The 17697-nt window shown below is 68.3% G+C and carries 23 protein-coding genes; 10 read left to right on the top strand and 13 right to left on the bottom strand.

Going from position 1 to position 17697, the window contains the following annotated elements; translation table 11 throughout:
• The first annotated feature begins 1 nt into the window (after nucleotide 1).
• From OR37_RS03225 to def, 5 genes are read left to right on the top strand one after another with little or no spacing between them, the layout of a single operon-like run.
• The gene (locus OR37_RS03225; RefSeq protein ID WP_004615772.1) at nucleotides 2–430 is read left to right on the top strand and encodes a hypothetical protein; all 429 of its coding nucleotides are present in this window, start codon (nucleotides 2–4) and stop codon (nucleotides 428–430) included.
• Nucleotides 430–1032: a recombination mediator RecR gene (gene recR, locus OR37_RS03220; protein ID WP_004615771.1), complete on the top strand. Its 603-nt coding sequence runs from the start codon at nucleotides 430–432 to the stop codon at nucleotides 1030–1032. The genes OR37_RS03225 and recR overlap by 1 nt, the downstream gene beginning before the upstream one ends.
• Nucleotides 1033–1035: 3 nt before the next feature.
• Nucleotides 1036–1335 (top strand): hypothetical protein, encoded by a 300-nt coding sequence (locus OR37_RS21615; protein WP_131368803.1) that lies wholly within the window; start codon nucleotides 1036–1038, stop codon nucleotides 1333–1335.
• A gap of 43 nt (nucleotides 1336–1378) precedes the next feature.
• Nucleotides 1379–2677, top strand: coding sequence for a DNA recombination protein RmuC (gene rmuC, locus OR37_RS03215; protein ID WP_004615770.1), 1299 nt, complete (start codon nucleotides 1379–1381; stop codon nucleotides 2675–2677).
• Between the two features lie 8 nt (nucleotides 2678–2685).
• The gene (gene def / locus OR37_RS03210) at nucleotides 2686–3207 is read left to right on the top strand and encodes a peptide deformylase (RefSeq protein ID WP_004615769.1); all 522 of its coding nucleotides are present in this window, start codon (nucleotides 2686–2688) and stop codon (nucleotides 3205–3207) included.
• Here def and OR37_RS03205 read toward each other — a convergent pair.
• The 3 genes from OR37_RS03205 to OR37_RS03195 form a co-directional block, all read right to left on the bottom strand.
• Nucleotides 3204–3557, bottom strand: coding sequence for a hypothetical protein (locus OR37_RS03205; RefSeq protein WP_004615768.1), 354 nt, complete (start codon nucleotides 3555–3557; stop codon nucleotides 3204–3206). The genes def and OR37_RS03205 overlap by 4 nt on opposite strands.
• A gap of 4 nt (nucleotides 3558–3561) precedes the next feature.
• Nucleotides 3562–4113: a hypothetical protein gene (locus OR37_RS03200; RefSeq protein WP_054508498.1), complete on the bottom strand. Its 552-nt coding sequence runs from the start codon at nucleotides 4111–4113 to the stop codon at nucleotides 3562–3564.
• Nucleotides 4114–4302: 189 nt separating this feature from the next.
• Entirely contained in the window at nucleotides 4303–4782 is a 480-nt protein-coding gene (locus OR37_RS03195) for a cupin domain-containing protein (protein ID WP_004615765.1), read from the bottom strand.
• A 50-nt stretch (nucleotides 4783–4832) separates the two neighbouring features.
• Here OR37_RS03195 and dapE point away from each other — a divergent pair, with 50 nt between their 5' ends.
• From dapE to OR37_RS03175, 4 genes are read left to right on the top strand one after another with little or no spacing between them, the layout of a single operon-like run.
• Entirely contained in the window at nucleotides 4833–6008 is a 1176-nt protein-coding gene (gene dapE / locus OR37_RS03190; RefSeq protein WP_004615763.1) for a succinyl-diaminopimelate desuccinylase, read from the top strand.
• Nucleotides 6008–6448, top strand: coding sequence for an EamA family transporter (locus OR37_RS03185; RefSeq protein ID WP_004615762.1), 441 nt, complete (start codon nucleotides 6008–6010; stop codon nucleotides 6446–6448). The genes dapE and OR37_RS03185 overlap by 1 nt, the downstream gene beginning before the upstream one ends.
• A gap of 13 nt (nucleotides 6449–6461) precedes the next feature.
• Entirely contained in the window at nucleotides 6462–7382 is a 921-nt protein-coding gene (locus OR37_RS03180; protein ID WP_004615761.1) for a glutaminase, read from the top strand.
• 55 nt (nucleotides 7383–7437) lie between these two features.
• On the top strand, nucleotides 7438–8076 hold the full coding sequence (locus tag OR37_RS03175; RefSeq protein ID WP_004615760.1) for a hypothetical protein: 639 nt from the start codon (nucleotides 7438–7440) through the stop codon (nucleotides 8074–8076).
• 4 nt (nucleotides 8077–8080) lie between these two features.
• On the opposite strand, the gene truA is transcribed toward OR37_RS03175, so the two are convergent.
• Entirely contained in the window at nucleotides 8081–8833 is a 753-nt protein-coding gene (gene truA / locus OR37_RS03170; protein WP_004615759.1) for a tRNA pseudouridine(38-40) synthase TruA, read from the bottom strand.
• Nucleotides 8833–9759, bottom strand: coding sequence for a methionyl-tRNA formyltransferase (gene fmt, locus OR37_RS03165; protein WP_004615758.1), 927 nt, complete (start codon nucleotides 9757–9759; stop codon nucleotides 8833–8835). Before fmt ends, truA begins: the two co-directional genes overlap by 1 nt.
• A 99-nt stretch (nucleotides 9760–9858) precedes the next feature.
• On the opposite strand from fmt, the gene OR37_RS03160 reads away from it, so the two are divergent.
• Complete coding sequence (locus tag OR37_RS03160; RefSeq protein ID WP_004615757.1) at nucleotides 9859–10215, top strand: hypothetical protein; 357 nt, start codon at nucleotides 9859–9861, stop codon at nucleotides 10213–10215.
• Between the two features lie 139 nt (nucleotides 10216–10354).
• Here the strand turns inward: OR37_RS03160 and dapD are convergent, their stop codons facing one another.
• The 8 genes from dapD to OR37_RS03120 form a co-directional block, all read right to left on the bottom strand.
• Nucleotides 10355–11200: a 2,3,4,5-tetrahydropyridine-2,6-dicarboxylate N-succinyltransferase gene (gene dapD, locus OR37_RS03155; protein ID WP_004615756.1), complete on the bottom strand. Its 846-nt coding sequence runs from the start codon at nucleotides 11198–11200 to the stop codon at nucleotides 10355–10357.
• The gene (locus OR37_RS03150; protein ID WP_004615755.1) at nucleotides 11197–11862 is read right to left on the bottom strand and encodes a pyrimidine 5'-nucleotidase; all 666 of its coding nucleotides are present in this window, start codon (nucleotides 11860–11862) and stop codon (nucleotides 11197–11199) included. Before OR37_RS03150 ends, dapD begins: the two co-directional genes overlap by 4 nt.
• Before the next feature lie 34 nt (nucleotides 11863–11896).
• Entirely contained in the window at nucleotides 11897–12811 is a 915-nt protein-coding gene (gene argB, locus OR37_RS03145) for an acetylglutamate kinase (RefSeq protein ID WP_004615754.1), read from the bottom strand.
• An 89-nt stretch (nucleotides 12812–12900) separates the two neighbouring features.
• Nucleotides 12901–13170: a SemiSWEET family sugar transporter gene (locus tag OR37_RS03140; protein ID WP_004615753.1), complete on the bottom strand. Its 270-nt coding sequence runs from the start codon at nucleotides 13168–13170 to the stop codon at nucleotides 12901–12903.
• Entirely contained in the window at nucleotides 13167–13634 is a 468-nt protein-coding gene (locus OR37_RS03135; RefSeq protein WP_004615752.1) for a response regulator, read from the bottom strand. Before OR37_RS03135 ends, OR37_RS03140 begins: the two co-directional genes overlap by 4 nt.
• A gap of 17 nt (nucleotides 13635–13651) precedes the next feature.
• Entirely contained in the window at nucleotides 13652–14758 is a 1107-nt protein-coding gene (gene lovK, locus OR37_RS03130) for a photosensory histidine protein kinase LovK (RefSeq protein WP_004615751.1), read from the bottom strand.
• Nucleotides 14759–14952: 194 nt separating this feature from the next.
• The gene (locus OR37_RS03125; protein ID WP_004615748.1) at nucleotides 14953–16005 is read right to left on the bottom strand and encodes a sulfate ABC transporter substrate-binding protein; all 1053 of its coding nucleotides are present in this window, start codon (nucleotides 16003–16005) and stop codon (nucleotides 14953–14955) included.
• A 42-nt stretch (nucleotides 16006–16047) separates the two neighbouring features.
• Nucleotides 16048–17502 carry an OprO/OprP family phosphate-selective porin gene (locus tag OR37_RS03120; RefSeq protein ID WP_004615746.1) on the bottom strand — a complete coding sequence of 485 codons (1455 nt, stop codon included), beginning with the start codon at nucleotides 17500–17502 and terminating at the stop codon, nucleotides 16048–16050.
• Nucleotides 17503–17697 lie beyond the last annotated feature (195 nt).

The raw sequence follows: 17697 nt of genomic DNA, 5'->3' as shown, positions 1-17697 counted from the left end.
GATGCGGAGTTTGAGTTTCGCCGGGATCGGAGTGATCCTCGTCGTCATCGTCGCCCTCCTGGTGGGCTGGCCCAGCTACAACGTCTACGCCGCGCGCAAGCACGGCGAGGCCGAGCTCGCCCGCGCCAGTCAGAACCGTCAGGTGCGCGTGCAGGAAGCCTTGGCCAAGTACGAGGCCGCCGACTACGACGCCAAGGCCGAGATTCGCCGGGCCCAGGGCGTGGCGGCCGCGAACAAGATCATCGCCGAGAGCCTCGGCGGTCCCGAGGGCTATCTGCGCTGGCGCTATATCGAGATGCTGCAAGAAACCTCGGCCCAGGGCGGCCACCAGGTGATCTATATCCCGACCGAGGCCGGCCTGCCGATCCTGGAAGCCGGCCGCCGCGCCCAGCCCCTGCCACGTCCCGACGCGGACAAGAAGAAGGACTGATGGCCGCCTCCGCCGGACCCGAGATCGAGCGCCTGATCGCTCTGCTGTCGAAGCTGCCGGGGCTGGGGCCGCGCTCGGGCCGTCGCGCGGCCCTGGCGCTGCTCAAGAAGCGCGACACCCTGCTGGCGCCGCTGGCCGCCGCCATGGCCGAGGCCCAGGCCAAGGTTCGCGCCTGCTCCGTCTGCGGATCGTTCGACACCACCGATCCCTGCGCGATCTGCGCCGACGCCACGCGGGACGCGCGCCTGCTGTGCGTGGTCGAGGAGGTCGGGTCGGTGTGGGCCATGGAGCGCGGCGGGTCCTTCAAGGGTCGCTACCACGTGTTGGGCGGCCTGCTGTCGGCGCTGGACGGCGTCGGCCCCGACAGCTTGCGGATCGGCGAGCTGGCCGCCCGGGTCGCGGACGGGGCGGTGGCCGAGGTGATCCTGGCCCTGCCGGCGACGGTCGACGGCCAGACGACGGCCCACTACATCGCCGATCGGTTGGCGGCGAGCGGCGTTCCGGTGACCATGCTGGCGCGGGGCGTGCCGGTCGGCGGCGACCTCGACTGGCTGGATGACGGCACCATCGCCCAGGCGCTGCGCGCCCGGCGGCCGGCTTGAACCATGCAGTCTTCAGATCTTCCGCTTTTTGCCGGCGCTGAGCGTCTGTTCTTCCTGGATGTTTCCGGACTCAAGCCCATCGGGCCTTATAATTTCGCGGTCCACTCAGGGGGCAAGGCCTGTCTCCTTCCGCCGCCGGCCGCCTTCACCATTGAACGCCATAGCGGTGAAATAGTGCTTTGGCATTGGACGGCCGCCGGCGAGCCGCAAACCCACTCTCATCCTGATGGCGTCGAGGAGGCCTTCTCGGTGGTGAGCGATATCTTCGGCGCAGATGCGAAAGGTTGGATCCGCGTTGACTGATCACGGGGTTTATGGACTCGGCGACTCCGGCTAAGAACGGAGCATGAACTTCTCCGACCCGTTCCTGATCCTGGCCGTCGTCTTCCTGCTGGCCGCCGTGGCCTGCGCCCTGTGGGCCGTCGCCGCCCAGAAGCGCGCCGCCAGGGCCGAGGCCCAGGCCTGGCTGCTGAACGAGAAGGTCACACAGGCCGAGGAGCGGATGCGTCTTCTCGAGGACCAGTCGGCCACCCAGATCGAGCTGATCAAGGCCCAGGCGGCGCAGAGCGCGAACACCATCGCCGAACAGCTGATCAAGCGGGCCGACGAGAACGCCAAGAGCCGCGAACGGCTGGCCGAGGCGCGGATCGAGGCCCAGCTGAAACCCGTGGCCGAGACCCTGGCCAAGTTCGAGGCCCAGGTCACCGCCGTCGAGAAGGCTCGGGCCGAGGAGACCGGCGGCCTCAAGGCCCAGATCGCGCAACTGCTGGAGGCCTCGACGGCGACCCAAGTCGAGGCCCGCAAGCTGTCGGCCGCCCTGCGGCGCGGGGCGGGGGTGCAGGGCCGGTGGGGCGAGCAGACCCTGCGCAACGTGCTGGAGGCCGCCGGCCTCAACAGCCGCTTCGATTTCCAGGAGCAGTTTAGCGTCGACAGCGAGGAGGGCCGCCGGCGGCCCGACGTCACCGTCACCCTGCCGGGCGGCGGGGTGTTCGTGATCGACGCCAAGTGCTCCCTGAACGCCTTCCTCGAGGCCCAGGACGCCACCGACGAGGCGCTGCGCGAAGCGGCCCTGGCCCGCCACGCCGCCAGCGTCCGCGCCCACATGCAGGGCCTGTCGTCCAAGGCCTATTGGGACCAGTTCGCCAGCGTCGGCTCGCCCGACTTCGTGGCCATGTTCGTGCCCGGCGACGGCTTCCTGGCCGTGGCCCTGGACCGCCTGCCCGACCTGATGACCGAGGCCATGGAACGCAAGGTGGTGCTGGTCACGCCGACCACCCTGTTCGCCCTCTGCAAGGCGGTGGCCTATGGCTGGCGGGCCGAGGACCAGGCCAAGAACGCCGCCCGCATCGTCGAGGTCGGCCGCGAGCTCTACAAGCGCGTCTCGGTGATGGGAGCCCACGCCGGCGCCATGGGCAAGGCGCTGGAAAACGCGGTGGGCAAGTACAACCAGTTCGTCGGCTCGCTGGAGAGCCAGGTGCTGACCCAGGCCCGGCGCTTCGAGGAGCTGTCGGTCGACCACGAGGGCAAGGAGATCGCCGAGCCGGCGGCCATCGATCAGGGCGTGCGGCCGCTGACCAAGCTGGCCGCCTCGGCGGGGGAGCGGCAATCTCCCACCTTGACGCTCGGAAATGAGACGCCTACCTGACCTTGGTCATGGCCATCCGTCGCATCCTCACCGTCGATAACGCCGCCGACATGGCGGTCCTGAAGAAGATTTCCACGCCCGTGGAGGCCGTCACCGACGACCTGCGCGCGCTGATGGACGACATGCTGGAGACGATGTACGACGCCCCCGGCATCGGCTTGGCCGCCGTGCAGATCGGCGAGCCGATCCGCGTCATCGTCATGGATCTGGCCCGCGAGGGCGAGGAGCCGGCCCCGCGCTACTTCGTCAATCCCGAGATCCTGTCGCGCTCGGAAGAGGTGCTGGGCTACGAGGAAGGCTGCCTGTCGGTGCCGGAGTATTTCGACGAGGTAGAGCGCCCGTCGAAGGTGACGATCCGCTACATGAACTATCAGGGCGAGACCGTCGTCGAGGAGGCCGAGGGCCTCTACGCCGTCTGCATCCAGCACGAGATGGACCACCTGGAAGGTGTGCTGTTCATCGACCACCTCTCGCGCCTGCGCCGCGACCGGGCGATCACCAAGGTGAAGAAGGCCCGCCGGGCGGCCTAACGGCCGCCCAGAGCGTCCGATAGATGACAGGACTTTCCGGCCTTGAGGTTCTCAAGGCCGATGACGTCCAGGACGTTGTCCTCGCCCTGCTCGGCATAGTCGCCGATCACCTCGACATAGACCGGCGCCTTCAGCGTCTTCAACCTCTGGCGCAGTTCGGCGACAGGCTGCGCGCGCTCGCCCTTGCGGTCCCGCAGCACATAGCGGTTCTGGACGAGGTCGCAGCGGGTCAGAACGACCGCGTCCTTCTCGAGCGCGACCGTACCGACATAGAGATCCTGGGCTTGGGCCACGCCACCCGCCAGCAGGACGGCGGCGGCCAGCCCGCCGATGAGGTGTTGGCTTCGCATGGCGTCAGCCCGCGAGGTCGATGCGGTAGCTGCAGCCGGCAAGGGTCTTGCCCGGATGGGAGGCGACCGTCGAGACGTTCAGCGCGACCCGCGTCTTGAAGGTCATGCCGGTCTTGTCGTCCCGCTCGGATACGGCGGAGATCTCGCGCTCGCCGAGGAACTTACTTGGCGTGTCGACAGTCGCCTTGACGTCCAGGGATTTGGCCAGCGGATGCGGATCGGCTTCGTCGAGGATGGCCAGGGGACCCGAGCTCGCGAAGGCTATCCGCCGCGTCTGGCGACCGAACACGGTCAGCGGCGCCTTCAGCGTGAAGATCCTGAGCATGGGATTGGCGGACTCGGTTTCCGACAGTCCAAACCTCGCCAGCGCGGCCCGATTGTCGTCTCCCGCGATCCAGAAGGCCAGGGCGTTATATTGCGCGGGCTGATAGGTGCGGCACTCGATCAGCTTGGCCAGGTCGATCGTCGCGGGATCGAAGTCGGCCTCCTCGGCGATCGCGACCATCGGTGAAAGACAGGCGGCGCCCAGGGTCGCCACGCACAACAAAGTCCTCATTTAAATCCCCGAAACGGCTCTGCGTGACCGGTAACCGCTCCGCATGGTGAAGGTTCCAGAAAGAACGCCGGTTCGTCTCCGTCGGCGCGCTGGGCGCTGGAGGAGGTCGGCCAGCCCCATGACGCGCGGCCGGCGTTCCAGCGCGCCTTCGCTCAGCCAGTTGTCGGTATTCGAAGGCGTGTCGAACGGCTAGCGCGTCCGGCCGGTTTCGCTGTCGTAGGGCGTCCCGTCGCGCCGCCGGTAGACCGTCTCCCCATCCCGCAGCACCAGATCGATATCCGGATAGTCGCAGCCGTCCTGGTCCGGCCGCCGCGAGCCGATCTCCAGCAGCAGGGCGTCCTGGTCGGAGCGGTTCTGGAAACAGTGCCCATTGGCCAACCCGGCCTTGAAGCCCGCGCAGTCGCCGGCCCGCAGCACCGTCTCGCCGTCATTCTCGACCAGCACGACCTCGCCCTCGACCACCCAGGTGAACTCGTCCTCGGCCGTGTGCCAGTGGCGCTGGCTAGACCAGACGCCGGGGGCTAGACGCAGCAGGTTCACGCCGAACTGGGTAAGGCCGACGGCGTCGCCCAGCTTGATCCGATGGCGCTCGCGGCAAGGTTCGTTGAACGGCGCGGGATAGGCCGTGCCGATCCGGGTCGGGGCGGCGGAGAGGTCGATCTTGGGCATGGGGCGGCTCTGCGTTGCGTCGGGCGGGAGGGAAGCCTAAAGCCAGGATCATGACCAGTCCCGCGCCCGCCACTGTCAGCATCGATCCCGCCAATCTCGACCCCGTCGCGCTCGCCCAGGCCCTGATCCGTCGGCCTTCGGTGACGCCAGCCGACGCGGGCGCGATGGACACGCTGCAGCGCCAGCTGGAAGCCCTGGGCTTTGCCTGCCGCCGGATGAAGTTCGGCGAGATCGAGAACCTCTACGCCCGGCGCGGGACGGCGCGGCCGAACCTGTGCTTCGCGGGCCATACCGACGTGGTGCCGGTCGGCGACGACGCGGCCTGGACCGCCGGTCCGTTCGAGGCCGAGATCAAGGACGGGATCCTCTATGGCCGGGGCGCGGTCGACATGAAGTCGGCGATCGCCGCCTTCGTCGCCGCCGTGGCCAAGATCCCCGCGCATCCCGGCTCGATCAGCTTCCTGATCACCGGCGACGAGGAGGGCGTGGCCGAGGACGGCACGGTCAAGGTGGTCGAGGCCCTGGCCGCCGAGGGCGAGATCATCGACCACTGCATCGTCGGCGAGCCGACCTCGGCGAACCTGTTGGGCGACATGGTCAAGATCGGCCGGCGCGGCAGCATCAACGCCTGGATCGCCGTGGACGGCAAGCAGGGTCACGTGGCCTATCCGCATCGCGCCGCCAATCCGATCCCGGTGCTGGTCGACATCCTGTCGCGGCTGCAGAGCCGGGTGCTGGACGAGGGTTATGCCGGTTTCCAGCCGTCGAACCTGGAGGTGACCACGATCGACGTCGGCAACGCCGCCACCAACGTCATCCCCTCCTCCGCCAAGGCGCGCCTCAATATCCGCTTCAACCCGGCCCACAAGGGCAAGGACCTGGCCGCCTGGATCGAGGCCGAATGCCGCGCGGCGGCGGAAGGCTTCTCGGGCCGCGTCGAGGTCTTGAGCAAGATCAGCGGCGAGGCCTTCCTGACCGAGCCGGGCGCCTTCACCGACGTCATCGTCGCGGCCGTGACTGACGCGACCGGCCGCGCGCCCGAGCTGTCGACCACCGGCGGCACCAGCGACGCCCGCTTCATCCGCGCCCTATGCCCCGTCGTCGAGTTCGGTCTGGTCGGCTCGACCATGCACCAGGTCGACGAGCGGGTTCCGGTCGAGGAGATCCGCCAGCTGGCGGTCGCCTACGAGGCGCTGATCAACCGCTATTTCGCGGCCTTCGCCTGATGGGACGGGCCGTCCTGGCGAGCTGGCCCTTCTGGGCCCTGGCCTCGGCGGTCTTCGCGGCCCTGACCGCGATCCTGGCCAAGATCGGCGTCGAGGGCGTCGGCTCGAACCTCGCCACCCTGGTGAGGACGGTGGTGATCCTGGCCATCGCGGCCTTGATCGTCACGGTGTCGGGCGAGTGGCGCGGGGCGGGCGAGATCGGCCGGCGGTCCTGGCTGTTTCTGGTGCTGTCGGGCCTGGCCACCGGGGCCTCGTGGCTCTGCTATTTCCGCGCCCTCAAGATCGGCGAGGCGGCCAAGGTCGCGCCGATCGACAAGCTCAGCGTCGTGTTCGTGGCGATCATCGCGGCGGTCTTCCTCGGCGAGAGGCTGTCGCCGGCGAACTGGCTGGGCGTGGCCCTGATCGCCGCCGGGGCGGTGCTGGTGGCCGTAAGGGTCTGAGGGAGCGGGTCGTATGAAAGCGCTTTCGATCCCCGATGTGCTGGCCGAGGTGGCCGTGCTGGTGAAGCCGCACTTCGGCAAGGGGCGGCCGGCCGACTACATCCCGTCCCTGGCCGCCGTGCCGGGAAGCAAGTTCGGCATGGCTGTGCGGACGGTCGACGGCGGCGAGCACGTCATCGGCGACGCCGACGAGGGCTTCTCGGTCCAGAGCATCACCAAGGTCTTCGCCCTGGGCCTGGCGCTGAACCGCATCGGCGACGAGATCTGGACGCGGGTCGGCAAGGAGCCGTCGGGGACGCCGTTCAACCATCTGTCGCTGCTGGAGGCCGAGGACGGCGTGCCGCGCAATCCGTTCATCAACGCCGGCGCCATGGCGGTCGTCGACGTGCTGATGAAGGTGACGAAGGATCCGGCCGCCCTGGTCCGCGACTTCGCCGGTTTTCTCTGCGGCGAGCGGCTGGAGATCGATCCGACGGTGGCGGCGTCCGAACTGGCCAACGCCTGGCAGAACCGCGCCATCGCCAGCCTGATGCGCGGCCAGGGCACGATCGAGCACGATCCCGAGGCGGTGGTCGCCGCCTATTGCCGCCAATGCGCCCTGACCATGAGCTGTCGCCAGCTGGCCCGGGCCTTCCTGCCCCTGGCGGCGGGCGGCTTCTCGCCGGTGGCGCAGGAGACGATCTTCCCCGAGCGCCTGACCCGGCGGCTGAACGCCCTGCTGCTGACCTGCGGCATCTATGACAGCGTCGGCAACTTCGCCTACCGCGTCGGCCTGCCCGCCAAGAGCGGCGTCGGCGGCGGCGTCGTGGCGGTGATCCCGGGCAAGGCGACGGTGGCTGTGTGGTCGCCGGAGCTCGACCGGTTCGGAACGTCGGTCGTCGGCACGGCGGCGCTGGAGGCGTTCAGCCAGATCACCAATTGCTCGGTGCTGTAATCGCCTTGACGTTGAGCGTGGCCGGTGGCCACTCTTTTCGGAAAAGGAGGCTGTCTTGATCGCAGCATTAGTTCTGGCTGCTCAGGTCGCCCCGGTGACCGTGACTTTGGAACAGCTGGTCGCGGCGCCCGACAAATATGCGGGCGCCCAGGTCAAGCTTGCGGGACAGGTCGACGCCTGCTGGGGCATGATGTGTGCGGTCTGTCCAACCGAGGCGACGCCTGCGACGGTCAAACGCGACCAGTGCTTGGCCATCGGCTTCGCCCGCGACCAGCCGTCGCTAGACCGACCGATCCGCTATTCTGGCATCATCTTTACAGCAAGCTTCGATCCGACCTGTTTGCGCGAGGCTTGTCTGGACAACGGTGCGGTGCTCAGGGGCGCGGTGATCGAAACGGTGATGCGTCGGCGGCCCAGCGCTCAGGGTTTGCTCTGGAATCATGAGCCGCTGTATCCGGCGTCACCCTTGATTGCGGAAGCCGTCCATGCCCAGCTGAGGGCGGACTTACCCGCCGATCGTCGCTCCCAGGCCGTTCAGGCTTTCGTGACCGCCGACAAAACCTATTTTGTCTGTGCGTCTAAGCCCGGCGTCTGGCCCACCAGCTGGAGCGCGGCGACCATCGCCGAGAGCGACGTTGATCCCTGGCGCTGCCGGCGCGTGACGTGGCTCGGTGGGCGTTGGTTGCTCGATTGAACCGTCAGGACGCGAGCGGACCGTACCCCACGCCCACCAGATAGAGCCCATCCGCCGGCGCCACGGGCCCGCACTCACGCCGGTCCTTCGCCTCCAGGGCGGCCTTGACGTCGTCCGGCGTCCAGCGGCCCGCCCCCACCTCGACCAGGGTGCCGGTCATCGAGCGCACCTGGCGGTGCAGGAAGGATCGCGCCTCGAAATCCAGATGGATCTCCTCGCCGACCCGGCGCACGCGGGCGACATCGAGCGTCTTCACCGGGCTCTTGGCCTGGCAGTGCATGTCGCGGAAGGTCGTGAAGTCATGCAGGCCGACCAGGTGCTGGGCGGCGGCGTGCATGGCCTCGGGGTCGAGATCCTTCTTCATGTGCCAGACTTTGCCCTTGTCCAGGGCCGGTGGGGCGCGGCGGTTCAGGATCCGGTAGAGATAGCGGCGCTCGTTGGCCGAGAACCGCGCGTGCCAGCCGTCTTCCGCGACCTGCGCCTCTAGGATCGAGACCGCCTCGCGGGTCAGGTGGGCGTTCAGGGCGTTGAACACGGTCTGGGCCGGCCAGTCCTTTTCCAGGTCCACATGCACGACCTGGCCCGTGGCGTGGACGCCGGTGTCGGTGCGGCCAGCGGCGGCGATGCGCACGTCCTGGCCGCTGAAGGCCTTCACCGCCGCCTCGATCGCGCCCTGCACCGACGGCAGCGCGGCCTGCGCCTGGAAGCCGGCATAGGGGCGGCCGTCATACTCGACGAGGAGGCGGTAGCGGGGCATCAGGCCAGGATCGTCCCGGCCGGGATCGGGAAGCCGCGCGTGAAGACCTCGGCGTCCTGGGCGCCCTTGCCCTCGCGCTGGGCCTTCAGCAGGCGCACCGCGCCCTCTCCGCAGGCGATCAGCAGGGCGTCGTCCAGGGCCTGGCCGGGCGGGCCTCCGGCATCCTCGACCCGCGACAACAGGGCCTTCACGCGGACGAGACCCCTTTCCGACGGCGCCTCGAACCAGGCGCCGGGGAACGGCGACAGGCCGCGAATGTGCCGGTCGACCTCGGCGGCCGGACGGGTCCAGTCGATGCGGGCCTCGGCCGACTTGATCTTCTTGGCGTAGGTCACGCCCGCTTCGGCCTGGGGCGTCTCGCGCGCCGCGCTGCGTTCGATGGCGGCCAGGGCGACGGGCAGCAGGCGCGCGCCGACGGCGGCCAGCTTGTCATGCAGGGTGGCGGCGGTGTCGTCGGCGGCGATGACGACCTGCTCGGACATCAGGATCGGCCCCTCGTCCAGACCCTCGCTCATCCGCATGACCTGGACGCCCGTGACCGGGTCGCCGGCCATGATCGCCCGCTGGATCGGGGCGGCGCCGCGCCAGCGCGGCAGCAGGCTGGCGTGCAGGTTGAAGCAGCCGTGAACCGGAGCGTCGAGCACGTCGCTGACCAGGATCTGGCCGAAGGCGACGACGACGGCGGCGTCCAGATCGAGCGCCTTGAACGCCTCGATCTCTTCGGCGGTCTTCATCGAGACGGGCGTGCGGACCGGGAGGCCCAGGCCTTCGGCGAAGGCGTGGACCGGCGAGGGCTTCAAGTCCTGGCCGCGCCCGCGCGGCGCTGGCGGCTGGGAATAGACACAGGCGATCTCGTGGCCGGAGGCGACCAGTTCGGCCAGGCAGGTGACGGCGAAGTCGGGGGTGCCGAGGAAGGCGATGCGCATGGCGGGGGTTTAGACGCCTTGGCGGCTTCGCGCAAAGCCGAGTCGGAACCTGGGCCGTGGGCGCTTCGTTAAGAAGCCGACTCATCAGGGAGCCAGACCATGCGTTCCATTCCGTTCTTCGCCGCCTGCGCCGTGGCCCTCGCGCTGGGCGCCTGCTCGCAGGAGCACGCCGACAAGGTCAAGGACGGCGCCAAGGCCGCCGCCTCCGACATCAAGGACGCCGCCCACACGATCGCCAACGATCCGGATGTCAAGGAAGCCGGCGCGGCGATCAAGGAAAGCGCCAAGGACACCGCCGCCGACCTGAAGGAAGCCGCCGGCGAAGCCACCGACAAGGCCCAGGACCTCGGCGAAAAGGCCGGCGACAAGGCCAAGGAAGCCGGCGCCGACCTCAAGCGCGACGCCAAGAAGGGCGCGGCGGAGAGCAAGAAGCAGCTGAACGAGGCGACGAAGTAGGGAAGTCAGATCCTCCCCCGCGATGCGGGGGAGGTGGCCCAGCGGGCCGGTGGGGGCCGGCTCGGCCGATTTCCAGATCGCCCCCTCCGTCGGCTCCGCCGACACCTCCCCCGCATCGCGGGGGAGGATCTGGAGCCGCCTAGTCCCGCAGCAGGTCGTTGATGCTGGTCTTCGACCGCGTCTGGGCGTCGACCGTCTTGACGATCACGGCGCAGTAGAGGCTGGGGCCGCCGTGCGGGTCGGGCAGGCTGCCGGGGACCACGACACTGTAGGGCGGTACCTTGCCGATGTGCACGGCGCCGGTCTTGCGGTCGACGATCTTGGTCGAGGCGCTGATGAACACGCCCATCGACAGAACGCTGCCCTGGCCCACGACCACGCCCTCGACGACTTCCGAGCGGGCGCCGATGAAGCAGTCGTCCTCGATGATGGTCGGATTGGCCTGCAGGGGCTCTAGAACGCCGCCGATGCCGACGCCGCCCGACAGGTGGACGTTCTTGCCGATCTGGGCGCACGAGCCGACCGTCACCCAGGTGTCGACCATCGTGCCCTCGTCGACATAGCCGCCGATGTTCACGAACGAGGGCATCAGGATCACGTTCTTGCCGATGTGGGCGCCGCGGCGGACGATGGCGCCCGGCACCGCGCGGAAGCCGCCGGCCTCGAACTGCGGGGCGTCCCAGCCGTCGAACTTGTTCGGCACCTTGTCCCACCAGGGACCGACGCCGCCGCCCAGCGTGCCGGCGCGCATGACGGTGTTGGGGTTCAGGCGGAACGACAGCAGCACGGCCTTCTTCAGCCACTGGTGCGTGACCCATTCGCCGTCGATCTTCTCCGAGACGCGGGCCTTGCCGCTGTCGAGCAGCAGCAGGGCCTCGTCGACGGCGGTGCGGACCGGGCCGGTGGTGGCGGCCGAGACCTCGGCGCGGGCTTCCCAGGCGGCTTCGATCTCGGTCTGGAGGTCCGAAAGGCTGACGGTGGTCATGGCGGGCTTCCTTGCAGGCGGGCCGCGTCCAGGAACGCGGCGAGGTCGTGGGTGCGATGATGGACGTGTTCGGAGGTCGAGGCGGCCGCGTGGGCGCCGACCAGGACCGTGGTCATGCCCAGCCGCGCGGCGGGGACGAGGTTCTTCTCGCTGTCCTCGAAGAAGGCCGTCATCGGCGGATCGATCGCGTGCAGCTTGCAGATCTTGTCGAAGGTCGCCAGCGCCGGCTTGGGCACATAGTCGGCCGTCTCGATCGCGAACACGTCCGAGAACAGGTCGCGCAGGTTCAGGTGGGTCAGAACGCGCTCGGCGTGGCCCAGCGAGCCGTTGGTGAAGATCAGCCGCCGGCCCGGCAGGCGCGCGATCGCCGCGCGCAGCGCCGGGTCCGGCGTCAGCCGGTCCATCGAGACGTCGTGCACCTCGTCGAGGAACGCCTTCGGCTCGATGCCATGGTGGGTCATCAGGCCGGCCAGGGTGGTGCCGTGCGCCTTGAAGTATTCATGCTGCAGCGCGCGGGCCTCGTCGCGGGGCAGGCCGGTCTCGCGCGCCACGAAGTCGGTCATGCGCTGTTCGATCAGCAGCATGAACTGGCTTTCCAGCGGGTAGAGCGTGTTGTCGAGGTCGAACAGCCAGGTGTCGACGTGGGAAAGGTCGGCCGACATCAGTGTCTCTTCCCTCGCGCGGCGGCGGGGCGGATCATCGGGAGATCAGCGTGCCCGCGCCGTGCTCGCTGAACAGCTCGACCAGCATCGCGTGCGGGCGGCGGCCGTCCAGGATGACGACGGCCTCGACCCCGGCCTCGATCGCGTGGATCGCGTTCTCCAGCTTGGGGATCATGCCCCCGGTGGCTACACCGGTGGCGATCAGTTCGCGGGCCTGATCGACGGTCATCTCGCGGATCAGCTCGCCCTCGCCGTCGAGCACGCCCTTGATGTCGGTCAGCATCAGCATCCGCTTGGCCTTCAGGGCGCCGGCCAGCGCGCCGGCCACGGTGTCGGCGTTGATGTTGAAGGTCTCGCCCTGCGACGAGACGCCGATCGGCGCGACCACGGGGATGTAGTCGAGCTCCGAGCGGATCAGGGCCTCGATCAGCTGCGGGTCGACCTTGGTCGGCTCGCCCACGAAGCCCAGGTCGACGACCTGTTCGATGTTGCTGTCCGGATCCTTCTTGGTGCGCGTCACCTTCTCGGCGGTGATCAGGCGGGCGTCCTTGCCGGACAGGCCCACGCCGCGCACGTCGGCCTCGGCGCCGGCCTGGGTGATCCAGTTGGCGATTTCCTTGTTGATCGCGCCGGAGAGGACCATCTCGGCCACCTCCATGGTGGCCTCGTCGGTGACGCGCAGGCCGTCGACGAAGGTCGACTTGACCCCGGCCTTGTCCAGCATCCGGCTGATCTGCGGACCGCCGCCGTGCACGACCACCGGGTGGACGCCCAGCAGCTTCAGCAGCACCGCGTCGGCGGCGAAGACCTTGGCCACGTCCTCCTGGCCCATGGCGTGGCCGCCGTATTTGATCACGACCGTTTCGCGGTCGTAGATCTGGATGTAGGGCAGGGCCTCGGCCAGGGTCTTGGCGGTGGCCCAGCCGGCTTCCTCGGCGACTTCGGTCAAGGGCTCGGTCCCTCAGGCAAGAATTGGGATGCGAAATAGGCGGCGGCCTCGATAGCGGACCCCGTCCCCCCTGTCACCTAAAAGGGGGTTCAGCCGGCGCGGTCGAGCCGCCATTTCATGACCAGCACCGTCGCCGACATCGCCAGGCTGGCGATGTTCGACGCCACCACCGGCCAAGCCTGGATCAAAAGTCCGTAGACGATCCAGCAGGTAAAGCCGGTCACCGTCACCAGATAGGTGCGCAGCGAGACGGACGAGGCGTCCTTCTCGCGATGAATTTTGGCGATCTGCGGCGCGAAACTGGTGATCGACAGCAGGGCCGCGAGGGTTCCGATCACGGCGGGCGCCGAGAGCGTCATGCGCTCTTCGACAGCGGCTGGTCGAGACCCCACAGTTGGGCGTAGCGCGGGGCCAGGGTCAGGCCGACGGGCGGCAGGCCCGGCGCCCGGCCTTCCGTCAGGCAGCAGGCCAGATAGGCCAGGGCGGTCTTCACGCCGTGCTCGGAATAGGGCTTGCCGATCACGCCGCACGCCCCGGCGAAGTCTTCCGGAAGGCGCTTGACGTTGGCGGTCATGAACAGCGCGGTCCCGCCGCAGTCCTCGTGGATCCGGCGCGCGACGTCGATGCCGGTGGGGCCGTCGCTGAGGTGGACGTCGATCAAAGCGAGGTCGGGACGCAGCCTCGCGGCGAGATCGACTGCCTCGTCGGCGCTCATGGCGCAGCCGAGGGCGTGGCAACCCACCTCCTCGACCAGATATTCGAGTTCGATCGCCAGGAGCATCTCGTCCTCGACAATCAGAACATCGAGCGCCTTGCCGCTCATCCTAACGCCTATCCTGGTCAGTGCGCCCCATTCACGGGCAGCAGAACGACGACACGCGTTCCCGGTTCCGCGTCCGTCGTCTCGCCGCGCGCCTTCAGTTGCTGGCACAGCAGTTGGACGATGGTCAGGCCGAACCCGGAAACGGGCGATGTCTTACCGATTCCAACGCCGTCGTCGGTGATTTCGATCCGGAAGTCGCCGTTTTCGCGACGAACCCCGACGAAGATCCGGCCGCCGCGTCCCTCCGGAAAGCCGTGGCGCAGGGCGTTGGTCAGCAGCTCATTGACGACCAACGCCAGGGGCGCGGCCTTGGCGGCGGGAATGTCCACCCGCTCCAGGTCCAATTGCATCTCGATGTCGTCGCGCTGGATGGAGCCCATCAGGTCGGCGACCAAGTCGCGGATGAACGCCGAGACGTCGAAGCGCTCGACGTCCTCGCTCTGGAAGAGGCGGCGGTGAACCGTGGCGATGGCGTTGACGCGGCCCAGCATGCCCTTCAGCGAGGCCTTGACGTTGGGGTCGGCGACGCGGCGGTTCTGCAGCAGCAGCAGGCTGGAGATGAGCTGCAGGTTGTTCTTCACCCGGTGGTCGACCTCGTGCAGCAGCACGGTCTTCTGCTCCAGCGCCTGGGTCAGTTCGCGCGTGCGCGCCTCGACCTCGTGCCGCAGGTCGTCGCTGCGGTCGCGGGCCCGAAGCTCGACGACCTTCCGGTCGCTGACGTCCAGCTGGGAGCCGAAGAAATAGACGATGTCGCCGGCGTCGTTGCGCACCGGCGAAAGATAGAGCGCGTTCCAGAAGGTCGAGCCGTCCTTGCGGTAGTTCAGCAGGTCGACCGAGGCGTCCTCGCCGGCGGCGACCGCCGCGCGCAGCGTCTCGATCGCCTTCGGATCGGTGTTCGGACCTTGCAGGAAGCGGCAATTGCGCCCGATGACTTCGTCGCGGCCATAGCCGGTCAGCCTGAGAAAGGCGTCGTTGGCGAAGATGATCGGGTTCTCGGCCTGAGAGGGGTCGGTGACGATCATCGCCATGCGCGTGGCGCGGATCGCCGCCGCGAAGGGATCGTCGATATTATGCTCGGCGGCCAGTCGAGCCCCGGCCCGCCGTGATTCCTCGTAGTCGTTCAAAGCCTGGCTCCCACCACCCCGTGGACGCAGAACGTATGGCCAAGATGTCGAGTTCCCAACATAGCGCATACGCGAAAACGGCGGGAGTCCAGCCAGGACTCCCGCCATCGACGCGGCGGAAACGGGGAGGCGAGCCCGCCGCGCTGTCCGAGGGATCTCCAGGCTTCCCGGTCCGGAGGCCCCTCGAAGGCTGACTATTTGGGCTGATAGATGCGGTCGAACACGCCGCCGTCGGCGAAGTGCGTGGCCTGGGCCTTCTTCCAGCCGCCGAAGGTGTCGTCGATCGTCACCAGCGGAATCGCCTTGAAGCTGGCGGCGTACTTGGCCGCGACCTGCGGATTGCGCGGGCGATAGTGGTTCTTGGCGATGATCTCCTGGGCCAGCGGGCTGTACAGGAAGTTCAGATAGCCCTCGGCGATGGTCCGGGTCTTGTGGCGGTCGACGTTCTTGTCGACCAGGGCCACCGGCGGCTCGGCCAGGATCGACAGGCTGGGATAGACGATGTCGAACTTGCCCGGCAGCTCCTCCTGGGCGAGGTAGGCCTCGTTCTCCCAGGCCAGCAGCACGTCGCCCAGGCCGCGCTGGGTGAAGCTGGTGGTCGCGCCCCGCGCCCCTGTGTCCAGCACGGGCACGTGCTCGAACAGGGCCTTCAGATAGGCCTCGGCCTTGGCGGGGCTTCCGCCCGGCTGCTTGAGGGCCCAGGCCCAGGCGGCCAGATAGTTCCAACGAGCGCCGCCAGAGGTCTTCGGGTTGGGTGTGATCACGTCGATGCCCGGCTTGATCAGGTCCGGCCAGTCCTTGATCTTCCAGGGATTGCCCTTGCGGACCAGGAACACGATCGTCGAGGTGTAAGGGGTCGAGTTCTGCGGCAGGCGCGACTGCCAGTTGGCCGGCAGTAGCTTGGCCTTGGCTGCGATCTCGTCGATGTCATAGGCCAGCGCCAGGGTGACGACGTCGGCCTGCAGGCCGTCGATCACCGAGCGGGCCTGCTTGCCCGAGCCGCCATGGCTCTGGTTGATCACCAGGGTCTGGCCGACCTTTTCCTTCCAGTACTTGGCGTAGGCGGCGTTGATATCTTTGTAGAGCTCGCGCGTCGGGTCGTAGCTGACGTTCAGCAGGGTGATCGGCTTGTTGGCCTGGGCGTGGGCCTGGCCCGCCAGAAGGGCGGGGCTCGCCAGGGCCGCCGCGCCGGCGCCGGCGGCGGCCAGCAGACCGCGGCGGGTCGGAACCTTGAGAGTGTCGCTCATGGGACGATCCTTTCTGGGGGACGGGTCGGGCGGCGTTACGGTCTAGAACGCGTATTGGCTGCGCAGGTTGATCACATGGTAGTCTTGGCTGAGCGGCGTGGCGCCGCCGGCCGGATCCAGACGGTTGATCGAGACGTCCAGATAGTCGAGCGAGAACTTGGTGACCGTGTTCGGGAACCAGTTGATCCCCACGCTGGAGATCTTCTGCTCGCCGCCCCGGACGCGGTCGGCGGCCAGCACGGCGTTCTCGTGATAGTTCAGGTCGGAGACGGAATAGCGCGCCGCCAGTTCGAAGGCGCCCCACTGGCCTTTCTTGGGATCGAAGGGCTTGTCGATCGCCGGGCCGTCGAAGGCGAAGTTGCTCGGGCTGTACTTGCGCGCCTCGCCGGTCAGCACCAGGCCGCCCTCGACGTACCAGGCCTTGAACTTCGGATTGGTCACGCCGACGCCGGCGTTGCGGCGGTCGATGGCCAGGTCGAAATACTCGCCCTGGATCAGCAGGTTCTTCTTCTGGAAGGCCAGCTCGCCGCCGAAGTGGCGGGCGCCGGTCGCGTCGATCGCCCCGGTGCTGATCAGCTGCGTGCCGTCCACCCGCAGTTCCGGACGGTCGGACAGCGTGACCGGATAGGCGCCGCCGATCGCGGTCTGGGCCGGCGTGACCACCTTGCTGGCGTTGACGCCGACATGGACCAGCCAGTCATAGCCCTTGAACGGCACATAGACCGCCCGAGCCACATAGCCGATCTGCTCGTCGAAGGTCTGGGGATCGCCGGCCTTGGCGCCGGTGACGGCCGCCGAAAGCAGATACCGCTCGCCCACCACCTGGCCCTGCAGGCCGATCCGCTTGTCGGCGGCGGCCAGGCCGCGCGACAACTCGGTGGGCGAGGGGCGTTCGGGGAATAGCGAGCCGTTGGTCGAGGCCACGTCCTCGAGGCCGACATTGGGCGCGAAGGCCCCGACCCGGACCTTGAAGGGGGCGTAATTGTACTGGAGCCAAAGCTCCTGCAACGTGCCCGACCCGTCGGTCCCGGCGCCGCCGAAGTCCAGCAGGACGCTGTACTCGAAGTTCTTGTAGAGCTTGCCGTCGACGCCCAGGCGCGCGCGGCGGAAGTTGGTGCCGTTGTTCAGGTCGCGGCCGTTGCCGATCACGGCGGGCAGGCCCTTGTCCTGGTAGTATTGAGCCGCGTCCAGCTGCATCACCGCGTGGATGTTGGCGCTGAAGGCGCCGTCGCCCGAGGCGATGCTGGGCTTGCCGCCGGCGACGCTGACCGTGGTGGCGCTCTGGGTCGCGCGGACGTCCTTGAGGCTGGCGGCGGTGGCGGCCTTCAGGTCGTTGACCTGCTGCTGCAGGGCCTGAAGCTGCGCCTCCAGGGCGGCGATGCGGGCGGCGGCCTCCTCGGGCGATGGCGCGGTCTGGGCCGCGGCGGCCCCGGCCGTGGCCAGCAGCGAAACGCCGGCGATCAGCGCGGCGCGGAAGGCGGTTTGGATGGTTCGCATGTCTATCCCCTCTCGGCGCCGCCAAGGCGGGCCGACCTGCCAGGTCAGGGAAGACGATAATTCCTAGTTCTGGAATGGAGTTTTAGAAAAGCCGACCTTGAGTTTTTCTGGGGGCCACGCTGGAGCGTCGCGGAAGACGCGGGAATTCTCGCCGAGAATCAAAGGCTTGATTCTTGGTGGCAAAAAGCCGCCGCG

It is taken from the genome of Caulobacter vibrioides OR37 (genome assembly GCF_000372645.1).
GTDB classification, from domain to species: domain Bacteria; phylum Pseudomonadota; class Alphaproteobacteria; order Caulobacterales; family Caulobacteraceae; genus Caulobacter; species Caulobacter vibrioides_E.
The sequence above is the reverse complement of the archived record's forward strand: the minus strand, read 5'-3'. Positions and strand labels throughout refer to the sequence as shown.